At 61.4% G+C, this 22,961-nt stretch carries 19 protein-coding genes; 13 read left to right on the forward strand and 6 right to left on the reverse strand.

The window, feature by feature from the left end:
- Positions 1-2: 2 nt before the first annotated feature.
- The 3 genes from ACR9ZN_RS07920 (at position 3) to ACR9ZN_RS07930 (ending at position 4,300) form a co-directional block, all read left to right on the forward strand.
- Positions 3-830, forward strand: a complete 828-nt coding sequence (locus tag ACR9ZN_RS07920; RefSeq protein WP_434959931.1) for an alpha/beta hydrolase — start codon at positions 3-5, stop codon at positions 828-830.
- A 472-nt stretch (positions 831-1,302) separates the two neighbouring features.
- On the forward strand, positions 1,303-1,947 hold the full coding sequence (locus ACR9ZN_RS07925) for a LuxR C-terminal-related transcriptional regulator (RefSeq protein ID WP_434961309.1): 645 nt from the start codon (positions 1,303-1,305) through the stop codon (positions 1,945-1,947).
- Between the two features lie 736 nt (positions 1,948-2,683).
- On the forward strand, positions 2,684-4,300 hold the full coding sequence (locus ACR9ZN_RS07930) for a GMC family oxidoreductase (protein WP_454819231.1): 1,617 nt from the start codon (positions 2,684-2,686) through the stop codon (positions 4,298-4,300).
- Positions 4,301-4,327: 27 nt separating this feature from the next.
- Here the strand turns inward: ACR9ZN_RS07930 and pdxR are convergent, their stop codons facing one another.
- On the reverse strand, positions 4,328-5,821 hold the full coding sequence (gene pdxR / locus ACR9ZN_RS07935) for a MocR-like pyridoxine biosynthesis transcription factor PdxR (protein WP_481271842.1): 1,494 nt from the start codon (positions 5,819-5,821) through the stop codon (positions 4,328-4,330).
- A 375-nt stretch (positions 5,822-6,196) separates the two neighbouring features.
- Between pdxR and ACR9ZN_RS07940 the strand changes: the two genes are divergently transcribed.
- The 7 genes from ACR9ZN_RS07940 to ACR9ZN_RS07970 all read left to right on the forward strand — a co-directional run bounded on the left by ACR9ZN_RS07940 (position 6,197) and on the right by ACR9ZN_RS07970 (position 14,069).
- Positions 6,197-7,300 carry a mandelate racemase/muconate lactonizing enzyme family protein gene (locus tag ACR9ZN_RS07940; protein WP_481271843.1) on the forward strand — a complete coding sequence of 368 codons (1,104 nt, stop codon included), beginning with the start codon at positions 6,197-6,199 and terminating at the stop codon, positions 7,298-7,300.
- Entirely contained in the window at positions 7,297-8,778 is a 1,482-nt protein-coding gene (locus tag ACR9ZN_RS07945; protein WP_481271844.1) for an aldehyde dehydrogenase family protein, read from the forward strand. The genes ACR9ZN_RS07940 and ACR9ZN_RS07945 overlap by 4 nt, the downstream gene beginning before the upstream one ends.
- 129 nt (positions 8,779-8,907) lie before the next feature.
- Positions 8,908-9,987, forward strand: a complete 1,080-nt coding sequence (locus tag ACR9ZN_RS07950) for an extracellular solute-binding protein (RefSeq protein ID WP_434959926.1) — start codon at positions 8,908-8,910, stop codon at positions 9,985-9,987.
- Positions 9,988-10,064: 77 nt separating this feature from the next.
- Entirely contained in the window at positions 10,065-11,141 is a 1,077-nt protein-coding gene (locus ACR9ZN_RS07955) for an ABC transporter ATP-binding protein (protein WP_481271845.1), read from the forward strand.
- A 5-nt stretch (positions 11,142-11,146) separates the two neighbouring features.
- Positions 11,147-12,016 (forward strand): ABC transporter permease, encoded by an 870-nt coding sequence (locus ACR9ZN_RS07960; RefSeq protein WP_434959924.1) that lies wholly within the window; start codon positions 11,147-11,149, stop codon positions 12,014-12,016.
- 4 nt (positions 12,017-12,020) lie between these two features.
- Positions 12,021-12,887, forward strand: coding sequence for an ABC transporter permease (locus ACR9ZN_RS07965; RefSeq protein WP_454819221.1), 867 nt, complete (start codon positions 12,021-12,023; stop codon positions 12,885-12,887).
- 105 nt (positions 12,888-12,992) lie between these two features.
- Complete coding sequence (locus ACR9ZN_RS07970; RefSeq protein WP_454819219.1) at positions 12,993-14,069, forward strand: extracellular solute-binding protein; 1,077 nt, start codon at positions 12,993-12,995, stop codon at positions 14,067-14,069.
- Positions 14,070-14,084: 15 nt separating this feature from the next.
- Here the strand turns inward: ACR9ZN_RS07970 and ACR9ZN_RS07975 are convergent, their stop codons facing one another.
- Positions 14,085-15,167 (reverse strand): LacI family DNA-binding transcriptional regulator, encoded by a 1,083-nt coding sequence (locus ACR9ZN_RS07975; protein WP_454819217.1) that lies wholly within the window; start codon positions 15,165-15,167, stop codon positions 14,085-14,087.
- A 363-nt stretch (positions 15,168-15,530) separates the two neighbouring features.
- A complete protein-coding gene (locus tag ACR9ZN_RS07980; protein WP_481271846.1) occupies positions 15,531-16,343 on the reverse strand; it encodes a response regulator transcription factor in 813 nt (270 codons plus the stop codon).
- A 436-nt stretch (positions 16,344-16,779) separates the two neighbouring features.
- Between ACR9ZN_RS07980 and ACR9ZN_RS07985 the strand changes: the two genes are divergently transcribed.
- Both ACR9ZN_RS07985 and ACR9ZN_RS07990 read left to right on the forward strand, forming a co-directional pair.
- Complete coding sequence (locus tag ACR9ZN_RS07985) at positions 16,780-17,979, forward strand: DmpA family aminopeptidase (RefSeq protein ID WP_481271847.1); 1,200 nt, start codon at positions 16,780-16,782, stop codon at positions 17,977-17,979.
- 23 nt (positions 17,980-18,002) lie between these two features.
- Positions 18,003-19,115, forward strand: coding sequence for a branched-chain amino acid ABC transporter substrate-binding protein (locus tag ACR9ZN_RS07990; protein ID WP_434959918.1), 1,113 nt, complete (start codon positions 18,003-18,005; stop codon positions 19,113-19,115).
- Positions 19,116-19,211: 96 nt separating this feature from the next.
- Here the strand turns inward: ACR9ZN_RS07990 and ACR9ZN_RS07995 are convergent, their stop codons facing one another.
- Positions 19,212-20,615 carry an amidase family protein gene (locus tag ACR9ZN_RS07995; protein ID WP_481271848.1) on the reverse strand — a complete coding sequence of 468 codons (1,404 nt, stop codon included), beginning with the start codon at positions 20,613-20,615 and terminating at the stop codon, positions 19,212-19,214.
- Between ACR9ZN_RS07995 and ACR9ZN_RS08000 the strand changes: the two genes are divergently transcribed.
- On the forward strand, positions 20,569-21,387 hold the full coding sequence (locus ACR9ZN_RS08000) for a chorismate mutase (protein ID WP_481271849.1): 819 nt from the start codon (positions 20,569-20,571) through the stop codon (positions 21,385-21,387). The genes ACR9ZN_RS07995 and ACR9ZN_RS08000 overlap by 47 nt on opposite strands.
- A gap of 189 nt (positions 21,388-21,576) precedes the next feature.
- Here ACR9ZN_RS08000 and ACR9ZN_RS08005 read toward each other — a convergent pair whose 3' ends face one another.
- On the reverse strand, positions 21,577-21,786 hold the full coding sequence (locus tag ACR9ZN_RS08005) for a hypothetical protein (RefSeq protein ID WP_156771536.1): 210 nt from the start codon (positions 21,784-21,786) through the stop codon (positions 21,577-21,579).
- Between the two features lie 113 nt (positions 21,787-21,899).
- Positions 21,900-22,961, reverse strand: a complete 1,062-nt coding sequence (locus ACR9ZN_RS08010; RefSeq protein WP_454819207.1) for a sulfotransferase family protein — start codon at positions 22,959-22,961, stop codon at positions 21,900-21,902.

Genomic DNA, 22,961 nt, shown 5'->3' on the forward strand with positions numbered 1-22,961 from the left:
AGATGCAATACCGGGTGGTCGACTGGACCTGGGCCTACGACAACGCCGCGAACATCCCCAAGAGCGAAGCGTGGCCGAACGCCTGGGTGGAGCCAGCCCGGGTGGCTCGCGACGCGCTGGTTGCTGACGACCGTGCACGGCTGGAGCTCACCTATGGCAGCGATCTCCGCCAACGCCTCGACCTGTTCTATCCGAAAGGGAGCCCGGCGGGCCTGGTCGTCTTCGTCCATGGCGGATTTTGGATGGCACTCGACAAGAGCTTCTGGTCGCATCTTGCAGGGGGGCCGCTGGCGCACGGATATGCGGTGGCGATACCCAGCTACCCGCTTGCTCCGAATGTGCGCATCTCCGACATTACGAGGTTCATCGGTCAAGCCATCGGCGCTGCCGCCAGCATCGTCCCCGGACCGATCCGTCTGGTCGGTCATTCCGCCGGCGGCCAACTGGTGACGCGCATGATCAGCCAGACGACGCCCCTCCCGGACGAGTTGCATGGCCGGATCGCTGGGACGCTCTCTGTATCCGGCCTGCACGATCTTCGGCCGCTGATGAATATCGCGCGCAATGCGACGCTGAAGATCGACATGACCGAGGCGAAAAGCGAGAGCCCGGCCTTGCTCGAGCCATTGCCCGGAAGCCGGCTGATCTGCTGGGCCGGTGCGCGGGAAACGTCCGAATTCCTCCGGCAGAACGCGCTGCTCGGCAATATCTGGCGGGGACTCGGCGTCGAGACGGACGTCGTCGAAGAACCGGACCGCCACCATTTCAACATCCTGGATGGGTTGGCGGACCCCGACCACGCGATGACACGCGCCCTGTTTTCCCTATGAAAAGCGCGGCCCGGCCTGCAGTTGCGCACCCAGGCGCCGAAGCGACGCGTGACGGCAAGGCCGAAGAAAGACCGATCGGATGCAACGCGATGCAATCAGATCCGGGGGATGAATTCCGTCCTTGACCGACCGGCGGTCGCGAAAACGATACGACGCCCTCGGAGCGGATTTTTTGTCTAAGGACAAACTATGTTGCGATTTGCGGACAAAGATTGGTTCATTGCGGACAACCAATGGGGGAATGAAACGGCTCCGGCACCCTGAAATCGAAGAATGAACTGGAATGAAAAAATGTTTCACTGTATGAATATGAGAGGCGGAAGGAACTGGATCGTCGTCGTGGCTTGAAACGCCCCGAAACACAGAAGGCCCAAAACAGAAGACGTCGGATCAGAGGTGGCGCGCGCCGCAAATCGGGGGGCATATGAACGCCGAGGGGAAACGCCAGCGTCAGGGCATCGAGGTCGATAGGATGCGGGGAGCTCCGGAAGGCCTGTTCAGGGTGCTGATCGCCGAGCGCAACCCACTGGTGGTGGCTGCCCTCGGCGACATGATCAAGAATGATGTGCGCTTCGAGCTGGTCGGCAGCATGCAGTCCGGTGAGGCTTTTCTCGCGGCTGCGGCCGAGCCAAAATTCGACGTGGCCGTCCTTGGCTGGAAGCTCTCCGACATGAACGGCGCCGAGGTGCTGGAAGAACTGCGTCAGCGCAGCTTGCACGTGCGTGTCGTCATGTTCTCGAACGACCACGACGTCGCCATTCTCAAGCAATGCGTGCGCCTGGGTGTGCAAGGCTATTGCTATCAGTTCGACGATCCCGCCATCTTGTTCGACACGCTGGTGGCGGTCGCCCATGGCCGGATCTGCATCCCTTATCTGGACGTGTCGAAGATCAATGACACGCCACTCTCGCGCCTGACGACTCGCGAGCGCGAACTGCTTGCCGTGCTGGCGGATGGCTGGACCAATCTGCAGATCGCCGCACGCACGGGGATCTCGGAAAACACGGTCAAATATCACCTCAAAAATCTCTACGACAAGCTCGAGGTGCGCAATCGCGCCATGGCGGTCGCGCTCTACGCCACCGAGAAGAGCAGAGGGCCGCAAGCCAATTCCTGAAGCGAGGGCGGCGCTTGGCTCGCTGGGGTCCCAGTTCCGCATGCTCGACTGCGATCGCAAGGGCTCGCGTCATCGGCCTGTCATGCCGGCAGGGCAGAAGGCCGCCCGTGTGAGGAGAGCGACGTAATGACCATCGAACTTTGGCCCTTTCTGGTTCTACCCCTTGCCGGGCTCGTGGCGGGGGCGGGCATTGTTCGCTTCGTCATGGGGCCGGAATGGATCGAATGCCTGCGCGAACGCCGCTAAGGGGTTTTGCTCAAGGGCCATCGCGGCCTCGCAGAGCCATTATTTGCTTCTGTCCAGTTCAGATGTGCTGTTGAAGCCCGGGCTGTGCAACACATCGAGAATGGACGATCGAAACATCCATCGTGGCTCGCTGTCGATCTCGCCCAAAGGAGCCCGCAAGATCGCGCGGGCATCCGGATGAGGGCGGTCCAAGGCCTTCGATGAAGAGGCGCTGCCCAGTCAGCTATCGCATTTCCATGCGTCCCCTCGGGAGCTTGCACGTCGGGGCCTCCTTCGCTCGCGCGCATGAAAGAAGCCGTGGCAATGGCTCTACCCTATTGTGGCAATGGCTCCTGCCCCGCCCGGTGACACCATGTAAAAACCCGCTCGTGAGGTCTTGAGCAAAGCACGTTCACAACTGAACGCTTGTTTGCTCTAACTCTTTGTTTCGACGCGTCTTTGCGATTCTGGGTGATTCCGTCTAATCGCAAGACGCTCTGGGAGACGGTGCGTGGCGGATTTCGATTTCATTGTTGTCGGGGCAGGATCTGCCGGTTGCCTGCTTGCCAATCGCCTGACCGCCACGGGTGAATTCAGCGTGTTGCTCCTGGAGGCTGGCGGAAGCGATCAACGGTTCATGATCCGCATGCCGATCGGCTATGGCCACAGCTTCTACAATCCGAAGGTGAACTGGAAGTTCGAGACCGGGCCGCAGGAAGCCCTGGCGGGACGCACGAGCTATTGGCCGCGCGGAAAGGTTCTGGGCGGCTCGTCTTCCATCAACGCCATGGTCTATGTCCGCGGCCAGCGAAACGATTTCGAGGATTGGAAAAGCGCCGGCAATCCCGGATGGGGCTGGGACGATGTCCTGCCCCATTTCAAATCGATCGAGACGTTCGAACGGGGAGGCGATGCCTGGCGCGGTGGATCGGGCGAACTTGATGTCACGGACATGACGCCATCCGTGCACCCGCTTTGCCAGGATTGGCTTCAGGCGGCGGAGCAGGCCGGCTTTGCCCGGACACCGGACTATAACGGCCTGAACCAGGAAGGTGTCTCGGTCTACCAGATCACCACCAGGAAGGGCTTTCGCGCGTCATCCGCAACGGCATTCCTGCATCCGGTTGCCAGGCGCTCCAATCTGAAGATCGTCACCGGCGCCTTTGCCACCCGCATCCTGTTCGACGGCCTGCAGGCGAGCGGGGTCGAATATCAGTGCGACGGACAAAAGCATGTCGTTCGGGCCCGGCGCGAGATCATCCTGGCGGCCGGCGCGGTGCACTCGCCCATCTTGCTGCAGCATTCGGGGGTCGGCCCTGGGGACCTGCTCAGGAAATTCGACAAGGCTGTCGTGAAGGACATCGCCGCGGTCGGGCAGAACCTGCAGGATCACCTCGGCATCGACTATCTCTATCGCTCGCGCAAGCCAACGCTCAATTCCCTGCTGCGTCCGTGGTGGGGCAGGGCGATGCTCGGCGCACGCTACCTTCTGTTTCGCGACGGACCGCTATCGCTCAGCGTCAACCAAGCTGGCGGTTTCGTCAAATCCAGGCCCGATGCCAGGCGGGTGGACATGCAGCTCTACTTTTCGCCAGTCAGCTATAGCAAGCCGACGCCAGGCGTGCGGCGATTGACCCTGCCTGATCCGTTTCCCGGCTTCTTCATCGGGGTCCAGCCCTGCAGGCCCGAGAGCCGTGGCTCCATTGCCATCGGGTCGCCCGACCCAATGGCTGCGCCTGTCATCGAGCCGAACTATCTGTCGACGGCCGGCGATATCGAGGAGATGCTGGCAGGCGTGCGCCTCATCCGGACGATTGCCGAACAGCCCGCCATGCGCGCCGTCATCCTCGATGAGATGAAGCCTGGCCCGAACATCCGCAACGAAGCCGATCTGGTCGCGGATATTCGCGCCCGCTCAGGCAGCGTCTTTCACGCCTCCTGCACCTGCCGCATGGGGCCGGACGACGGAACCAATGTCGTGGACGATCGCTTGCGTGTGCATGGGTTGCAGGGGCTGCGTGTGGTCGACGCTTCCATTTTCCCGAATGTCACCTCGGGCAATATCAATGCGCCGACCATGATGGTGGCCGAAAAGGCGGCGGGAATGATTCTCCGGGACAATGGCTAAGGCATCTTCCCGGGAACTTAAAAATGCTCAGGGGCGCTGCTTTGCCAGGACGCCGGCCAGCGTCTCCACGCCCTTGCGTATGGTGCGCTCGTCGATGGCGCTCACGCCGAGCACCAGCCCGCGATGGATCTGCGCCTGGTTGAGGCAGAACCGGCTGATGGGGGAGACCTGGAGACCGGCTGCGTCTGCGTCCGCCGCGACAGTCTCGTCATTCATGAACGGGGCTGCAAAGCGACCGACCGCGTGAAATCCGGCAACCGAGCGGTTCGTGTGCAACAGCCCCCCGAGATATCCTTCGGCTGCTTCGTGGAAGACGGCATGGCGAGCGGCATAGATCTCCCGCATGCGGCGCAAATGGGTGGCAAAATGGCCTTCGTCGATGAAGGCGGCCAGAACCGCCTGGATGCTCGATGGCACGCCTTGCAGGAACGCGCCGCAGATGCGCTGGAAGATCGGCACCAACGGTTTGGGCACGATGTAGAAGCCCAGACGCAGTGCCGGAAACATCGTTTTGGAAAACGTCCCGACATAGATGACGCGTTCGCCGGTATCGCCGCTTTTCAGGGTGGGGAGTGGGCGGCCATCGTAGCGAAACTCGCCATCATAATCGTCTTCGATGATCCAGGCATTGTTCTGGTTGGCTGCCGCCAGCAATTGCGCTCGTCGTGCGAGGCTCATCTCCGCCCCCGTGGGATGCTGGTGCGACGGGGTGACGAAGGCAAGGCGGAAGTCGGGCGCCAGAGTGAGCCCCGCCTCCACGGAGAGCCCTTCCTGGTCGACGGGAACGGGCACGATCGAGGCGCCGCAGGCAACCAGGCTGTTGCGGGCGCCGATGGCGCCGGGATTTTCGAACCAGACACGGTCGCCCGGATTGAGCAGGACGCGGCCGATCAGGTCGAAGGCCTGCTGGGCGCCGTTGACGATGAAGATCTGGTCGACGTCACAGGAAAGGCCGCGATTGGCGCGGAGGTGCTCGGCAATCGCCAGACGCAGGCGCGGATGGCCGTTGGCGTCGGAATAACCCATCACCTCTTCGCGGGGCTCGCGCCAATGCTTGGCGGTTAGGCGGGCCCAGACCGCCATCGGAAATGCCGCATAATCCGGCAGGCCTGTCACAAAGGCGCGGATGTGATGCGGATGGGACAGTCTCTGGAAGAAGCGCGGCGAGGCATCGGCAATGATGTCGGCGAGCTTGGCGGAGACGGGGCCAGGAGAATGCACCACCAGGGCCTGTTCCGGCTTCCTGGTTTCGGCAAGCTCCGAAACATAGGAGCCCGACCCAGTTCGCGAAACGATCAGCCCCTCCGAGGTCAGGCGTTCGAACACCGTCATCGCGGTGGTGCGCGAGATCCCCAACTCCCTTGCCAGCGTGCGGCTCGACGGCAGTCGCTTGCCGGCGGGCAGATGGCTCGCCGCAATCAGCTGACGTATCGCATGATAGACTTGGGTGGTGATGGATTTGTCCAGAGAACGGTCAACGGCGATCGAAAACAGCAATTCGCCCGAAGACCGCTTGACCATTGACCATGTTTCCCGACGGTTGGAGCGCAAGGCCGCGGCGCACCGCGACAAATGCCGGCAGCCGCGCTCGCTTTTTCTTACGGCTTCCTAGAGCAAAACGCGTTCAAGCGTGAACGCTTGTTTGCTCTAACTCTTTGTTTCCAAGCCAATCTAAAGGATTGGCTAGAGCGTCTTTGCGATTTGAGGTGATTCCGCCTAATCGCAAAACGCTTAAGCACAGGCTCCAGCGGTTTCGCTTCGGCCCCGGTGAACATTTGGTTCACCGATCCGCCATAACCGGCTTTCAGGTTTTTCGAAAGTGGACCTTATGACCCACGGACCGGTTTGATAGGTCAGTCTCGATCGCATTGGCTGGCATTTTCAGGAAGAGCGGACTTGAAGATCAAACGCATCGAGACATTCTCCACCCAATATGTCGGCTTCGTCCGCATCACGGCCGAGGACGGAACCCAAGGACTCGGCCAGGTTTCGACCTATCATTCCGACATCACCTCGACCGTATTGCACCGGCAGGTTGCTCCCTATGTGCTCGGCGTCGACTTCGACGATATCGATGCGCTGACCGACAGGGTGATCGAGCGCGAGCACAAATTTCCTGGCTCCTACATGAAGCGGGCCCTTGGCGGATTGGACACTGCGATCTGGGACCTGCGCGGAAAGGCGGCCGGATTGCCCGTCGTCAGCCTGCTCGGCGGGACACCGGGGAAATTGCGTGCCTATGCCTCCTCGATGAAACGCGACATCACCCCGGCCGCGGAAGCCGAACGTTTCAAGCGCCTGCGGGACCAATTCGGCTTCGACGCCTTCAAGTTCCGCATCGCCGCCGAATATGGCCATGACGTCGACGAATGGCCGGGACGTACCGAGGAGATCGTTCCGACCATCCGCAAGGCGCTCGGCGACAAGGTGTCCCTGCTGGTCGACGCCAACAGCGGCTTCTCGCCCAAGCGGGCGATCGAAGTCGGGTCCCTGCTCAGGGACAATGGCATCGAGCATTTCGAGGAACCCTGCCTCTATTGGGAGCTCGAGCAGACCAGGGAAGTCACTGACACGCTCGACATCGCCGTGACCGGCGGCGAGCAGGATTGCGAGATCCCGACCTGGCGGCACATGATCGAGATGCGGGCCGTCGATGTCGTGCAACCCGATATCCTCTATCTCGGCGGCATCAGCCGCACCCTGCGCGTCTGCGCCATGGCGAGAGCCGCAGGATTGCCGGTGACGCCCCATAGCGCCAATCTCGGGCTGGTGACGCTGTTCACCATGCATTTGCTGCGTGCCATCGAGGGGGCGGGCAAATATCTGGAGTTTTCGATCGAGGGGCCGGACTACTATCCCTGGCAGGAAGGACTTTTCGTCAAATCGCCCTATGCGGTCGAGGATGGCATGGTCACCGTTTCGAACGAACCGGGCTGGGGCGTGGAAATCGATCCCGAATGGCTTGCCCGATCGAGCTACCAGGTCAGCGAGGTGGCATGATGACCAACGCATTCGCAACTGTTGCGGCGGAACTCGAACCGCTGCCGTCCCAGCACTTCGTTCATGGCGGTTGGCGCCAGTCGGCCTCCGGACAGGCGATAGAGACCTTCGATCCCGGCCGAGCGGAGCCGCATGCGCGATTTGCTGCCGGAACGGCCGAGGACGTCGCCGAAGCGGTTTCCTCCGCCAGGCAGGCCCAGCATGGCGAATGGGGCAGGGCGACGCCGGCCGAGCGCGGGCGTGTGCTGATGCGTGCGGCAGAGCTGATCCGCGAGAACATCGAGCGCCTGGCTGTTGCCGAAGTGCTGGACAGCGGCAAGACCCTCACCGAAGCCCGCGGCGACGTGCGCGGCTCCGCGCGGGCCTTCGAATATTATGCCGGCGCCGCCGACAAGCATGAAGGCAAGGCCTATCCGCTCGGGCCGAACTACACCTCCTATTCGATCGAGGAGCCGGTCGGCGTCACCGCGCATATCGTGCCCTGGAACTACCCGCTGTCGACCACCTGCCGCTCGATCGCGCCGGCCCTTGCCGCCGGCTGCACCGCCGTGGTGAAGCCGGCGGAACAGACGCCGATGACGGCGCTGCTGCTGGCCGAGATCCTGGTCCTGGCTGGACTGCCCGATGGGGTCTGCAACGTCGTGACCGGCACCGGCATCGCGGCTGGCGCCCCGCTGGTTTCGCATCCTGATATCAGGCACGTCACCTTTACCGGCTCGACCGTCACCGGCATTAATGTGATGAAGGCGGCAGCCCAGAACATCGCCTCCGTCACGCTTGAGCTCGGTGGCAAGTCGCCCAATATCGTCCTGGCCGACGCCGATATCGATCTGGCGCTCGACAATGTCGTCGGCGCGATCTTCGAGAATGCCGGGCAGATCTGCTCGGCCGGTTCACGGCTGGTCATCGAGCGCTCGATCCATGCCCAGTTCATCGAAAGGCTCGTCGAACGCGCCCGTCGCCTCAGGATCGGCCACGGCCTGACCGAGGGGGTCGATTTCGGCGCGATCAGTTCGGCTGAGCATCTGGGCAAGGTGGCCTCTTATGTCGAGGGAGCCAAGGCAAGAGGGCTCGAGATCGTCACCGGCGGCAAGGTGACCGTGGATCCGGCGACCGGCAAGGGCTGGTTCTTCGAGCCGACCATCGTGGACGGCGCAGACTGGGACGATCCCATCGTCCAGGAGGAGATCTTCGGGCCGGTGCTGGCTGTGCAGGTCGTCGATGGCGTCGAGCAGGCCATCGCAGCGGCCAATTGTACCCAATATGCACTGGTTGCCGGCCTGTTTACCCGCGATCTGGCCAAGGCGCATCGCATCGCCCGCGATGTCGATGCCGGCCAGGTGTTCGTCAACGAGTATTTCGCAGGTGGCATCGAAACGCCTTTCGGCGGCAACCGCCGATCGGGTATCGGCCGGGAAAAAGGCCTGCTTGCGCTCTCCGCCTATACCAGGACCAAGACCGTGACGCTTCGGATCTGATCGCCTTTCCGGCAAGCGGCCTCATCATTGATCGAGAGTGGACCTTATGCGCCGCAGCCAAGCCTTTCATAGTCTTGCCGGGAGGCAGGCTGACGGGTCGATCGGCCGCTGACAAATCTGGAGGGAGTTGTGATCTTGAAGAAACTTATCGCCGCGCTTGTCGGCGCCACCGCCGCCATGGTCGTTTCGAATATTGCCAGCGCCGAAACCCTTCGAATTCTGACATGGGGCGGCTATGCGCCCGACAATGTCATCCAGCTGTTCGAGAAGGAATATCCCGACATTGATGTCGAGGTGACGCTTTCCAACAATGAGGAAATCATCGCCAAGCTGCGCGCGACCGGCGGGGCCGGTTTCGACCTTGCCCAGCCGAGCCATGATCGCATCTTTGCGGCGCAGCAGGAATATAACATCTACAAGCCTCTCGATCTGTCGAAGATCGATACCGCCGCCATGCAGGACAATCTGCTCGAAGCGGTGAAGACCAACGCCACGATCGACGGCAAGGTCTATGCCGTTCCCCATCAATGGGGCACTTCCGGCCTGGTGGTCGACGCCTCGAAAGCTGCCGGCATCAAGGGCTGGGGCGACCTCTGCGATCCGCAGTACAAGGGGCGGACGTCGATGCGGCTGAGGCGCACCATCCTGCTCGGCATGGCCTTTTCGCTCGGCAAGGATCCGTTCGCGCTCTATGGCGACAAGGCCGCCTACCAGAAGATGCTGGATGAGGTGACCGAGAAGATGATCGCCTGCAAGAGCAATGTGAAGACCTACTGGAATGGTGGCGACGATCTGTCGACGCTGTTGCTGTCGGGCGAGGTGGTTGCGTCGGAAGCCTGGGATTCGACCGCCTTCAAGCTCTACGGCCAGAACAAGAACCTGGTCTATGTGCCGCCGCAGACTGGGGCCCTGGCCTGGATCGACACCTTTGCCATTCCGCGCAAGGGCAAGGCTGATGAAGCCGCCTATAAGTGGATCAACTTCGTCCTGCGTCCCGACATCGTCAAGCTGATGTCGGACTCGACAGGTGCGATCTCGGCGGTCAAGGGCGGTGTCGATCTCCTGCCGGATGACAAGAAGGCAGCCGTGAAGGTGGCCTTTGACGACAAGGCGCTGGCCAATCTCAAGTTCTTCGCCAATATCCCGGCGGGGCTCGAGGATCTGGAAGGCAAGGCGCTGGAACGCATCAAGGCGGCCGCCTCCAACTGAGACGCACCCACAATGAAGAAGTCCGCATGGGCTAGTGCCCTGCGGACCGGCAATTCAGCCCAAACCGACGAGCTTCCATGCACGATCTTGAATGCGAGAGCCTGACCAAGAAGTTCGGCCGGTATGTTGCGGTCGACGATGTTTCGTTCGAGGTGCCCCGCGGCTCGTTCTTTTCGATCCTGGGGCCGTCCGGCTGCGGCAAGACCACGCTCATGCGCATGATCGCCGGGTTCGAAGCGCCGTCAAATGGCGACATTCGCATCAAGGGCAAGTCGGTTCTCTCGGCGCCGCCGAACAGGCGCAGCGTCAAGATGGTCTTCCAGCATCTGGCCTTGTTCCCGATGATGAATGTCGGCGAAAACATTGCCTATGGTCTGCGCTGCCGCGGCGAGAACAAGGCTGATATTGCGCGCAAAGTGGCGTCGGTGCTGGAGCGCATCGGCCTGCCGGGCGTTGCGGAAAAGCAGGTGTCGCAATTGTCCGGCGGCCAGAAGCAGCGCATCGCCATCGCGCGCTGCATGGTGCTGGAACCCGATGTCCTGCTGCTCGACGAGCCGCTCGGCGCGCTCGACCTCAAGCTGCGCGAACGGATGAAGATCGAACTGAAGCAGTTGCAAAACCAGTTCAACACCACCTTCCTCTACATCACGCACGACCAGTCCGAAGCCCTGGTGATGTCCGACAACGTGGCCGTGATGAATGCCGGCCGCTTCGAGCAGATTGGCTCGCCGCAAGAGCTCTACAACAATCCAAAAACGGGTTTCGTTGCTGGCTTCGTCGGCGATGCCAATCGCTGGCCCGGCCGAGTGACAGCCTTCAGCAATGGCCAGGCCCGTGTCGAGCTCGACGATGGCGGCGAGGTCATCGCCATGGCGCGAGACGACAAGGTGGCTGCCGGCGCGAAGGTCGAGGTCTTCGTTCGTCCCGAGACCATCGCCCTGGGCGAATCTCGGGATGGCAACCGACTCCCCGGCACGGTCGACAGCCTGTTGTTCAACGGCGCCAACAGCCGCGTGCTGGTGCGGCTGGCGGGAGGCAGCCTAGTTGAAGTCGGCCATGCCGTCATGGACGGTTCCTCACCGGTCAAGCCGGGCGACAAGGCCGACATTTCCTGGCGCAGAGACCACTGCCTCTGCTTCAGCCAGGCGGGGTAGACGCGATGCCCCGTTCCGACGCCGGCAAATTGTCACTGATCCTGTTGTTCACGCCGTTTGCCCTGTGGATGGTGCTGCTCATCGTCCTGCCACAGCTCGGCATCGGCTACCTGTCGCTGCGCGAGAAGCTGGGCCCGGGCGAATATAGCTTCGGTTTCGCCAATTACACCGACTTCCTGCGCGAGCCGGTCTACTGGAACACCCTGTTGCGGACCGCCTGGATGTCGATCCTGGTGACGGCCCTGGCTTTGGTCGTCGGCTTTCCGGTCGCCTATTACATCGCCAAGATCGCCAGACAGCGCTCACGCGCCGCCCTGTTCCTGATGTGCCTGATCCCGCTCTGGGTCAGTGACCTCGTACGCGCCTTCGGCTGGATCGTTCTCCTGCGCGAGACCGGCCTGATCTCCGTCCTGTTGCAGCATACGGGTCTCGTCAGCGGCCCGATCGAATTGCTCTACAACGACATCACCGTGGTGATCGGACTGGTCTATACGGTCGTGCTGTTCATGATCGTTCCCCTGGTCTCGACCTTGGACGGCATGGACAACTCGTTGATCGAGGCCGGCTACAATCTGGGCGGCAGCCGCTTCACCGTATTTCGCCGCATCGTCGTGCCCTATGCCATGCCGGGCATCGTCGCCGGCTGCATCATCGTCTTCATGCTGACGGCGGGAAGCTATCTGACCCCGATCCTCCTCGGCGGCAAGAACAGCATGTGGTTCACCGAGCAGATCTACGAGCAGTTCGTGACCCGCTACAATTGGGAATCCGGCGCCACGTTCGGCGTGCTTCTCCTGGTCTTCACCTCGCTGGTCGTCTGGCTGGGGCTTCGCCTGACCGGACAGAGTCTGGCTTCCACCGTGGCGAAAGATTGAACCCATGAACGTCGCCGCGCCGCAATCTCTCCTCCTGCGCTGGATCTATGGCGGCTATATGCTCGCCTTTTTCCTCTACCTCGCCGCGCCATTGGCCGCAGCAGCCATCTTTGCCTTCAACGATTCGATTTTTCCGGCGCTTCCCTGGAAAGGGTTCACGCTGGAGTGGTTCTTCGGCACAAGCGGGCCGAAGCTAGGCATGTTCCACGATCGCCGGCTCATGGAAGGCCTGTGGAATTCACTTTATATTGGACTGGCCGTCTCGGCTTTGTCGGTCGTGGTCGGCACCTGCAACGCCTTCTTGTTCGAGCGCAAGCAGTTCCCGGGCAAAAGCCTGCTCTATGTGCTGATGATCGTGCCGCTGGTCATTCCAGGCGTGATCCTCGGCATCTCCATCCTGGTATTTGCGAGTGCGATCGCCAATGGCCTGGAGGATGCGCTTGGCCTGGAGTGGGATTTCCTCCGGCCGGGCACCTTCCTTGTCATACTGGGCCAGTTTTCCTTTCTGGTCACCATCACTTCGCTGGTGATTGCGGCGCGCCTGCGCAAATTCGATCAGGCCCTGGAGGAGGCGGCACTCAATCTGGGGGCTTCGCGCCTGCGGGTGCTTCGCACCGTCACCTTGCCCTATCTGGCGCCGGCGCTGTTCTCTGCCTTCGTGGTGGCCTTTCTCGTCTCTTTCGAGAACTTCAACACGACCTTGATGCTGGTGGGATCCGATGCGCCGCTGACGATCACCATGTATGATCGCATGGTGAAGGTGGGCTCGACGCCGGTGTTGAATGCCGTCTCCGTCTTCCTGATGGTTGGATCAGGCGTGCTGGCGCTGCTCAGCATTCTCGTGCAGCGAGGCAAGGAACCGAAAGGCTAAGCGAGCCGCGCCACGGTCCAAAGTGGATACCCAAACTTTCGGGAATGGCGCTGGCCGCCATCGCACCCTTCTTCCTTGATGGTTTTCTCATCGGGGAGGGGAAAAATGTTCATACGCCGGGTTTCAAAACTGGTGATGGCCACGCTCGCGGCGACGACCATTTCGGTCGCCGGGGCCCAGGCGGAGAAATTGCGTATCCTGACATGGGGCGGCTATGCTCCGGATGAAGTGATCTCGCTGTTCGAAAAGGAATATCCCGACATCGAAGTCGAGGTGACCTTGTCCAACAACGAGGAAATGATCGCCAAGCTCCGCGCTACCGGCGGATCGGGCTTCGATCTCGTCCAGCCCGGGTTCAACCGGGTCGCCGCCGCGCAGGCCGAATACAACATCTACAAGCCGATCGACCTGTCGAAAGTAAATGTCGACGCACTCGATCCGATGCTGCTGGACAAGGTCAAGGCCGATGCTTCCCTCAAGGGCGAGGTCTATTCCGTGCCGTTTGACTGGGGCACCTCCGGCCTGATGGTCGACAAGACCAAGGCCGCGGAGGCTCGTGACTGGCTCGACCTGTGCGACCCGAAATTCAAGGGCCGCACCTCGATGCGGCTCAAGCGTACCATTCTGGTCGGTACCGCTTTTGCGCTCGGCAAAGACCCTTTCGCAGCCTATTCCGATCTCGATGCCTACAGGAAGATCCTCGATGAGGTCGCCGACAAGCTCATTGCCTGCAAGCCCAATCTCAAAGCCTATTGGCAGGGTGGGGACGACCTCTCGGCCCTGATGCTCTCTGGCGAAGTGGTCGCGGCCGAAACCTGGGACTCCACGGCCTTCAAGCTGGTCACCCACAATCCCAATATCGTTTATGTGCCGCCGAAATCGGGGGCGCTCGGATGGATCGATACCTTCTCGCTTCCACGCAAGGGAAAGGCTGACGAGGCCGCTTACAAGTGGATAAACTTCGTCTATCGCCCGGATATCGTAAAGAAGCTCTCGGCTTCCACGGGGTCGATCATCGCCGTGAAGGACGGGATCGATCTGCTGCCGGACAATGTCAGGGCCTCCGTGAAGGGCTCGTTCACCAAGCAGGATCTTGCCAATATCCGTTTTGCCGCCCCGATCCAGCCGGGGGTGGAAGATCTTGAAGGCAAGGCGCTCGAGCGCATCAAGGCGGCGAACTGAAAGCCGGGCCGGCGTTCAGGTTGAACCGCCGATCTGCACCGCCACCGGGAACAGATGTTCGCGCGTGGCGGGCGGGTTGCCGTGCAGGGTATCGAGCACGATCTCGCCGGCCTTGGCGCCCATGGCATAGGCCGGTGAGGAGACGGTGGTGAGTACCGGATCGGTATATTGCCAGGCGTCGAAGGCGTTGAAACCGCTGACAAGGATATCATCCGGCACGCGCAGGCCACGGCCCGCCAGCCATTTCAGGGCCGCGATGCCGATCTGGTCGTTGCCGCCCATCACGGCCGAAGGCCAGCCGGAGGCGGCGGTCTCCTCCGCCAGCGCCTGGTGGGTGGCCGCAAAGCCGCCGTCACCGCAGATGACGACCTTGTACGCTTCGGCGCGGCCGGCATCGGTCATGGCAGCCCGCGCACCCGCGACGCGCTGTTCGATCGCCGGCCAGGAGACCTCCGGTGCGAGGAAGACGATCCGTTCGACGCCGCGCTCGAGCATATGCTCGGCCAATGCCCTGGCGCCGCCGAAATCGTCCTGGCGGATGGAGTGCAATAAGGGCTTGTCAGGAACCGGTTCCTGGAACACCACCACGGGCTGATCGAGCGCCGCGAAGCGGGCGATCAGCTTGCGGCGCGATGCCTGCGGGCCCGACAGAAACACGCAGAGCGCATCCGTCTCATGCCGCTTCATCAGAGCGGCTTCCTGCAACTGCTCAGCAGACATGCCCTGGACGACCAGGCCGTAGTCGCGCTGGTTGAGATAGTTGCTGAGGCCGGCGATCAGATAGGTGATGAAAGGATCGGCCAGGAAGGTCGGCGATTCATCGATCACCACCACGCCTATCGAGAAGCGCTTGGCAAGCTTGAGGCTGCGGCCGCTGGCATGGGGGCGATAGCCGATCTCGCGGATAGCCCGCTCCACGGTCGCCCGGGTCTCCTTGGTCATCGAGCCGAACCGCTCGTTGACCACGTTCGACACGGTCATCGAGGAGACGTTGGCGGCGCGCGCTACATCGGCCACCGTGGGCCGGCGCCCGGGCCTGTGGAAGCTTTGGCCTTCCGATTGTCGCGCCTCGCCAGGGGCCTTGGGATCGTCAGTCAAGAAACATCACTCATATGCCGGATCAATCGTGGGGGCGCCGCCACCCCGCCAGTGAATCGCCAATGCCTGCTCAGGAAGGCCGAGAATAGCCGCGAGTCAATCCGCTGGCAGGACTTGTGCGCTGACTTCGATCATCACGAAGAGGGTGTATCGCTCGAACGCGCCCCGGATTTGCGCGCCATGATCGGGAATCCGCGGGATCGGGGCTGATTGGAACCTGCTTGCCGATGTCGCGGCGCCCCAGCGATCGCCATGGGTGGGATCGCTGGCTTCAGTTCCGCCGACGGCAGCTCAAGATATTTATTAGCCGGCGAAGTTAACTTGCGGCGCTTCATTCCGAAACCAAACGACCAGCGAGTTTCGTCAGGCCTGAAGGCGTCCCGTGCCGAAAAAACGGGTGAAGATCTCGGCCTGGCTGGAAATGCCGAGTTTCTCATAGAGGTTGCGCCGGTGGACCTTGGCCGTCTCCGGCGAGATGCCGAGATGGATGGCAATGCCCTTGTTGCTCTGGCCTGAAAGCAGCAGCAAGGCGACCTGGATTTCACGCTCCGTCAGGTGGGGGCCGTCATGGGCGCGCAAGCGCTGCTCCAGATCGGCGGTCGAGGAGATGTCCGGCCTGTCGGCCGGCACCTGGGTGTCTGCGAGGGCGCTGCGCGCGGCCATGCCGATCAGCGGCAGCACCCAATGACTCATCAACGAGAGCAGGCCGTAATCCTGTTCGGAAAAGCGTTGTTCCGATCCCAGCGAGAGGGACAAGATCCCCCGACGTTCTTCTCCTTTTCCGAACGGCATGAGGAACTGCAATTCATCTTCGACAACATTGTACCGGAAATAGTCACGGAAATAGGCGGACGACCGAAATTGCGGGCTGGTGATCTCGTCAAGCCGATAGATCCCTGGCGAGAAGCCCCCCAAGGCGAAGCGATAGAAGGGGTCATCGGTGAAATAGCGGCGCAGATAGCTGCCGAACAGCTCGTCGACGACATTGTCGAGGTCGCCCTCATGCACGAGCAGGGGTGAATGGGCCTTGCGGAAGATCAGCACCACCCAGGAATCGAAACGCACGCTCTCGCGCAGGAAGGCGGCGAATCGCGGCCAGAAGGTTTCGCTCTCCACCTGCTCCAGGAGATGGCCGAAACGCCGATGAGAAGACAAATCTTGCGTGGTGAATCGCATAGTCTACCCACTTCAGGGTATCGCTTGAGCCGGGAAATACCCTGGTTGTGGCATGGTATTCCACCGAGAGCTCGATCATCCTCCCCCGGAAACTACAACCAGCTCATAAGCTTGGCCATAGCAAGAAAACAAGGGGGAACCATGCACGCCCCGTCGGGTCTCGGGAAAAGCGCCTTCATGTCGGAAGGCCCGTTTGCTCCAATACTTTGTTTCAACGCGCCTTTGCAATTTCAGGTCACTCGGCCCAGGCGCAAGGCGTCTTAGACCCCTCCTGTTCTCGTCGAGCCGAAAAAGACAGGTTGGCTGGCTGGGGTAGCCGTCGGCCGCCGAGATGGAGCCGCTCACCATCACCGCTGATTGCATTGCCGCCGGCAGGGGCCGGCCATGCACGATTGCGCCTGCGACGGCACGCTCATTCTCACTGGAGAGGAACCTCATGGCACAGAATACGAAACGGCTCCTTGCGAAACGCCTCTTGGGTGCGGCAGGCGCGATCGCCCTGGCATTCAGCCTCGGCACGGCCCTCGCCGCCGAAAAGCCCCGCGCTCGCGATCTCGGCATTCCTTTCAACGGTACGCCCGGATCGAACAACGCCATCACCGATGTCGCGGGTGTAACCGTCGGCTATTCCACCATCATCGAGGGCCATGGCAAGCTCAAGGTCGGCAAGGGGCCGGTCCGCACCGGCGTGACGGCAATCCTGCCGCGCGGCAAGAAATTTGATCCTGTCTACGCCGGCTGGTACTCCCTCAACGGCAATGGCGAGATGACCGGAACGACCTGGGTCGAGGAAAGCGGCTTCCTCGAAGGCCCCGTCATGATCACCAATACCCACAGCGTCGGCGTGGTGCGTGACGCGGTGATCTCATGGTCCGCCGAGAACAAGCTCGTTGCCCCGCTGCTGCGCGACCTTTATTGGGTCCTGCCCGTGGTCGCCGAGACTTGGGACGGCATCCTCAACGACATCAACGGCATGCATGTGAAGAAAGAGCATGTCTATGCTGCGCTGGATTCGGCGAAATCCGGGCCGATTGCCGAAGGCAATGTCGGCGGCGGTACGGGCATGAACCTGTTCCGCTTCAAGGGCGGCACGGGTACCTCCTCGCGCAAATTGTCCAAGGAAGACGGCGGCTATACGCTCGGTGTGCTGGTACAGGGCAATTTCGGATCCCGTCCGGATCTGACCATTGCGGGCGTGCCGGTCGGCAAGGAAATCACCGACCTGATGCCCGACGTGTCCTGGCAGCGCAAGGAATCGGACGGGTCGATCATCGTCGTCGTCGCCACCGACGCACCGCTGCTGCCCAATCAGCTTAAGCGGCTGGCGCGCCGCGTGCCGGTCGGCATCGGCAGGACCGGCGGTTTCGGCAGCAATGGCGACGGCGATATCTTCATCGCCTTCTCCACTGCGAACTCTGGTGCCTTCTCACGAGAAAAGATAAACACAGTCGAGACGATGTCCAACGACAAGATGGACCCGTTGATGCGTGCAACTGTAGAGGCAACCGAGGAGGCGATCATCAATGCCATGATCGCGGCGGAAACCATGAAGGGGCGCGACAACAATGTCTCCTTCGCCATTCCGCATGATCGTCTCAGAGATATCCTGAAGAAATACAATCGACTCACGAATTGATCGAACGAAACGGGTATTTTTCCATGAGAAAATCTTTACTGATTGGCGCAGTATTTGCAGCCTCCCTGGCCCTGGGTGCGAGCGCGCAGGCGCAGGTCAAGCTTGGCGTGGCTGGTCCGATGACCGGCCCCAACGCCGCCATCGGCGCCCAGTTCAAGAACGGCGTCGACATGGCGGTCAAGGATATCAATGCCGCCGGAGGCGTACAGGGCCAGCAATTGTCGGTTGCCATCGGCGACGATGCCTCCGATCCCAAGCAGGGTGTGTCGGTCGCCAACAAATTCGTCGGCGACGGCGTGACCTGGGTGGTGGGTCACTATAATTCCGGCGTGACCACGCCGGCTTCCAATGTCTATGCCGACAATGGCGTCATCGAAATCACCCCCGGTTCCACAGCTGAAGTGGTGACTGAACGCGGCCTGTGGAACATCTTCCGCACCTGCGGCCGCGACGACCAGCAGGCCAAGGTCTGGTCAGATTACGCGCTGGCCAACTACAAGGGCAAGAAGATCGCCATCGTCCACGACAAGACGACCTATGGCCAGGGGCTGGCTGACGTCGCCAAGAAGAATCTCAATGCCGCCGGTGTCAAGGAAGCGGTGTTCGAGGGCATCAATGTCGGGGAGAAAGATTATTCGGCGATCGCGACCAAGCTGAAATCCGCCGGTGTCGACCTTCTGATCTATGGCGGGCTCTATACCGAAGCAGCCCTCATCCTCAAGCAGCTGCGCGATCAGGGCTCCAACACCGTGATGCTCACCGGTGACGGCGTCGCTTCCGGCGAATTCGCCACCATCGGCGGTGATTCCGTGCTCGGCACGCTGATGACCTTCCAGCCGAGGCCCGAAGAAGACCCGGCCAATGCGGGCCTGGTCAAGAAGTTCGAGGCGACCGGCTTCAGGCCGGAAACCTACACGCTCTATGCCTACGCCTCCGTGCAGATCCTCAAGCAGGCGGCCGATGAAGCCAAGTCGGTCGATCCGCAGAAGATCGCCGAGGTCATGCATTCGGGCAAGGCCTTCAAGACCGTGCTGGGCGAACTCTCCTATGACAAGAAAGGCGACCTGACCAAGGCAGGCTATGTCCTCTACACCTGGAAAAAGGGTGCGGACGGCAAGCTCGACTACACGCGGTGATGGTGGGCCGGTCTTTTGACCGGCCTTTCCGCCATGGCCCGTGCCGCTCCTGCGAATGGCGCGGGCGAGCAGCTTCCCAGGCTGCAGCAGGAAGGATCAACTGCCGACGGGATCGACGACGGATGGTGGTCCGAAGGCAGCCTCGATGACCGCGCCGGCCGCGAGGCATAGATCTTCGCGAAAGCGCGGCGCGACCAATTGAACCCCGGTTGGGGTCCGCCCGTTCAATCCGGTAAAGACCGAGAGCCCCGGCAAGCCGAGGAAGGGCACGCCGATCTGCGGGATCTGGGCGTTCCAGACCCGTTCGAACGCAGTCCGGCCTTTGAGGTCCAGATCATCCTCAAAGGGTAGATCGGCCGATACCGGCAGCAGCACCACCGGATAGGCCTCCATGAAGAGCCGCCACTGCCGGATCAGGGTGGCGCGCCGGGTCAGCGCCTGGGAAAAAGAGGCAAGGGTCGTGGAGCGTCCAAGCGCCTGGTGACCCTGCAAAACGGCGAGCGCCCCCGGATCGTCCTCCTTTTCGGCGGCGGCCAGCTTGGCTTCGTAGCCTTCGCCGATCCAGAGCCGGATCTGCAACTCAGCTGCTTCGCGCAGCGGCGGCAGATCCTCGACTTCGTCGACGATCCAGCCGGCCGCCTCCAGATACCGGGCGGCCTCGCGCAACTTGACGCGGATCGGCTCGCAGGTGCCGATCTTGCCCGGATCGAGACAAAGGGCGACGCGCCTTGCCACTTCCGGTCCCCTCAGGGGCACGGGCGTCCACCATGGATCTCGCGCGTCCCGGCGCGACAGCACTCTGAGCGCGAGCTCGAGGTCGTCGATCGAGCGGGCCAACGGCCCGGATACCGCCGTGATCTGGCCGCCGATATCGCGCTCGGGGGACGAGGAATTATAGGCCGCCACGCGTCCGGGCGAGGGGCGCAAGCCGTGAACGCCGCAGGCATAGGCGGGATAGCGGATCGAGCCGGCGATATCCGTGCCATGGGCGATATGGCCGATGCCGCTCGCGACCGCTGCGGCCGCACCACCGGACGAGCCGCCTGGCGTCAGCGTGGGATCATGCGGGTTCTTCGTATGGCCGTGCAGGCGATTGTTCGTGAACCATCGATAGGAAAAAGCGGGTGTGTTGGTGCGACCGAGAAGGATCGCCCCGGCCTCGATCAGGCTATCGACCACGGGGCTGTTATCCGTCGCCAGCAGATCCTGCTGCAAGGTCACGCCGTTGGTGGTGGCATATCCCTTCTGGTCGACATTGACCTTGACGGTAACCGGAACGCCCGCGAGCACTCCGGTTTCTTCGCCGCGGGCAATGGCGGCATCGATCCGGCTGGCCTGGACCAGGACGTCTTCAGGCCGCATGTCGACCACGGCATTGATCGATGGGTTGACGGCAGACAGCCGCTCAAGTGCCGCCATCGCGACGTCGTGCGCAGACACCTGCCGGGATTTGATGAGCGCGGCGATTTTCATCGCGTCCAAGCGCCAGAGTTCATTCATCGCGGTTTTCCGATTCCCTCAATCATGGCATGAACGCACAAAGAGTGTCGGCTCGATGCGTGTGGAGCAAGAGGATCATGGCATCTCGCGCCGGCAGCGGGCGAGTGCGCTTCACGCGATCCGTGAAGTCGCCTCCACGATCGTGTGGATAGGTCGCAGCGCCATTCGGACGGTCAGCTTCAATCACCATGAGGATCCTGGATTGAACAAGTCACCTATCGGATTGAATCAGGCAATGGCGCGGCTGTTGCCAGTGCTGTTTGTGAGCCTGTTCTTGGCGGCTCAGATAAGCTCTTTTGCCGCCGAGATCACGCCCCTGGCTGAAAAGGTCAGCCATCGTCTCTCCTACATGAAGGACGTTGCTGGGTATAAAGCGCAAAATCATCTGCCGATAGAAGATCTGGCGCAGGAGGCCAAGGTGCTCGAGAGCGCCAAGTCGGAGGCTGCGAAGCTGGGACTGGATCCCGTCACGGTGGAACCCTTTATCATTGCCCAGATCAACGCTGCCAAGGCTGTCGAATATCGCTATCTGGCAGATTGGCTTGCGCAGCCGGAGGCGGGATGGCAACCGCGTCCGCTCGACAAGGTGCGTCAGGACATTGCCCAGTTGAGCAAGGAGATTTTGCAACAGGTGGCGCAAGACCTCAAGAGCGGGCCGTTCACGCCGAGTGAACGAGCCAGCTTCTTCAAGGTCGTTCACGAGCCCAATCTGAAGGAATCGGACAGGCAGCAACTGTTCAGTACGTTGCTGGCGATAAGGTTGGCGAAGTAGGTCGCAGGGCAAGGTCGCAGGATTTCGTGGAGCGGCGTTAGAGCACCGTGTCGAAAAGTGGCCGCCCGATTTTCGGCAAAAATGATGCTGCTACAAGAACCGGCGGCATCGGGCCGATGCCGCAGAAAGCGCCCGCGATTTCCGCGAAATCGCGGTGAGCACGACGCCTCCCGGCGCGAACGCTCGGGCTCAGGCCGGTTGACGCCAATGGCGGTTCGACTGCCATCTCGGTTTGAAATGCTGACACCAATTGCCGGCACTCGGCGTCCAGTGTTTGGGCAGTCGGCCGGCGCGGGCGCAATCGGTGGCACTGTAGGGGATGCCGCGCTCCGTCGCGCAGGCGCTCAGTCCGATTGCCAGGCTGGCGGCCATCGCGGCCAGAATCAGTTTCGTGCGCATGGAAAGTCCTTCATTTTCGCGACGCATCGGTGAACCTGAACCGGACGCCGGGGGTCGTCAAGTCAGCCCGAGCCGATGAACGAGCCGCACCTGGACCGCCGTCCTTGATTGGCTTATCCCGCGTGGGATTGCGTACGCGTCTCGAAGAAATAGTTGCTCGGAAATCTCTGGCGTATCGCCTGATAAAGCTTCAGGTCATGGGCCAGTCGAGGGCCGAGACGCTCTGCGACCTCGTTCTTGTCGAGCGCCGCCATCTCATCCGACGCCGGTGTGACATTGTCGACATGATGCGGCAGCTCCTTGCCGAGGTAGAAGCTGATTGCCTCCAGGCTTTGCCTGTAATTTTCGACCGTACCGATATAGGCAAAGTCATTGTTGACGTTTTTCAGGGCTGTCTCGAACTGCGCTGGGCCCACTTTCTGTTGGTCTGCATACCCGGCCAGATATCGCGTGATGTAATTATCGAATGTCACGTCGTCGACATTGTCGAATGCATCGAAGATCGACGAGCATGTGACGATCCGCGTATCCCCAACGACATACTTCATGTAGAGGTAACATGAGATGGCGTGGTCGATCGGATCTCTCACGATGGAGACATATTGGTGGGCCCGGCCGGAATGTCTGTGAAGCCCATACATATAGTGGCCGAATACGATGTCGACATCATCAAGGGCGCCGTTGGTGAAGGTGGCGAACTGCTCTTCATGCAGGCATGGGTACTGGTGATAGACCTGCAGTAGTTGGATATCCGGGTCGCTTTGCAGGGCACGCCGCGTGCTGGTTCCCGCCGTCTTGGGGATATGCATGAAATAGATGGCTGGCCGCGCCGAATTGGGGCGTGGGTCATAGCGATGATAACGGCGCTGAACGACGTTGCCATTGACCGCAACCTCGACCAGAATCGTGCCGAGTTCACCGATCAAATGTTTACGGGGTTCGAAATAGACATTCCAGCCGAGTGCGTGCGGGCGGTTGGTTGCAACGGGAACGTCAGGCCGCTCGCAGGTATCGACATAACCGAGCTGCTGCCGATTGACGAAGACCGAAAATGAATCAATCGGCTGATCTGACGACACCCATCCCTCGATTCGGGCAATTCTGTCGCGCAGCGGATTTTTGTATTCCGTATCGATATAGGCAATCGCAGAACAATTATCCGTCATTGTTTCCAT

The sequence above is a fragment of the Labrys sp. HAY1-8F genome (assembly GCF_056754975.1).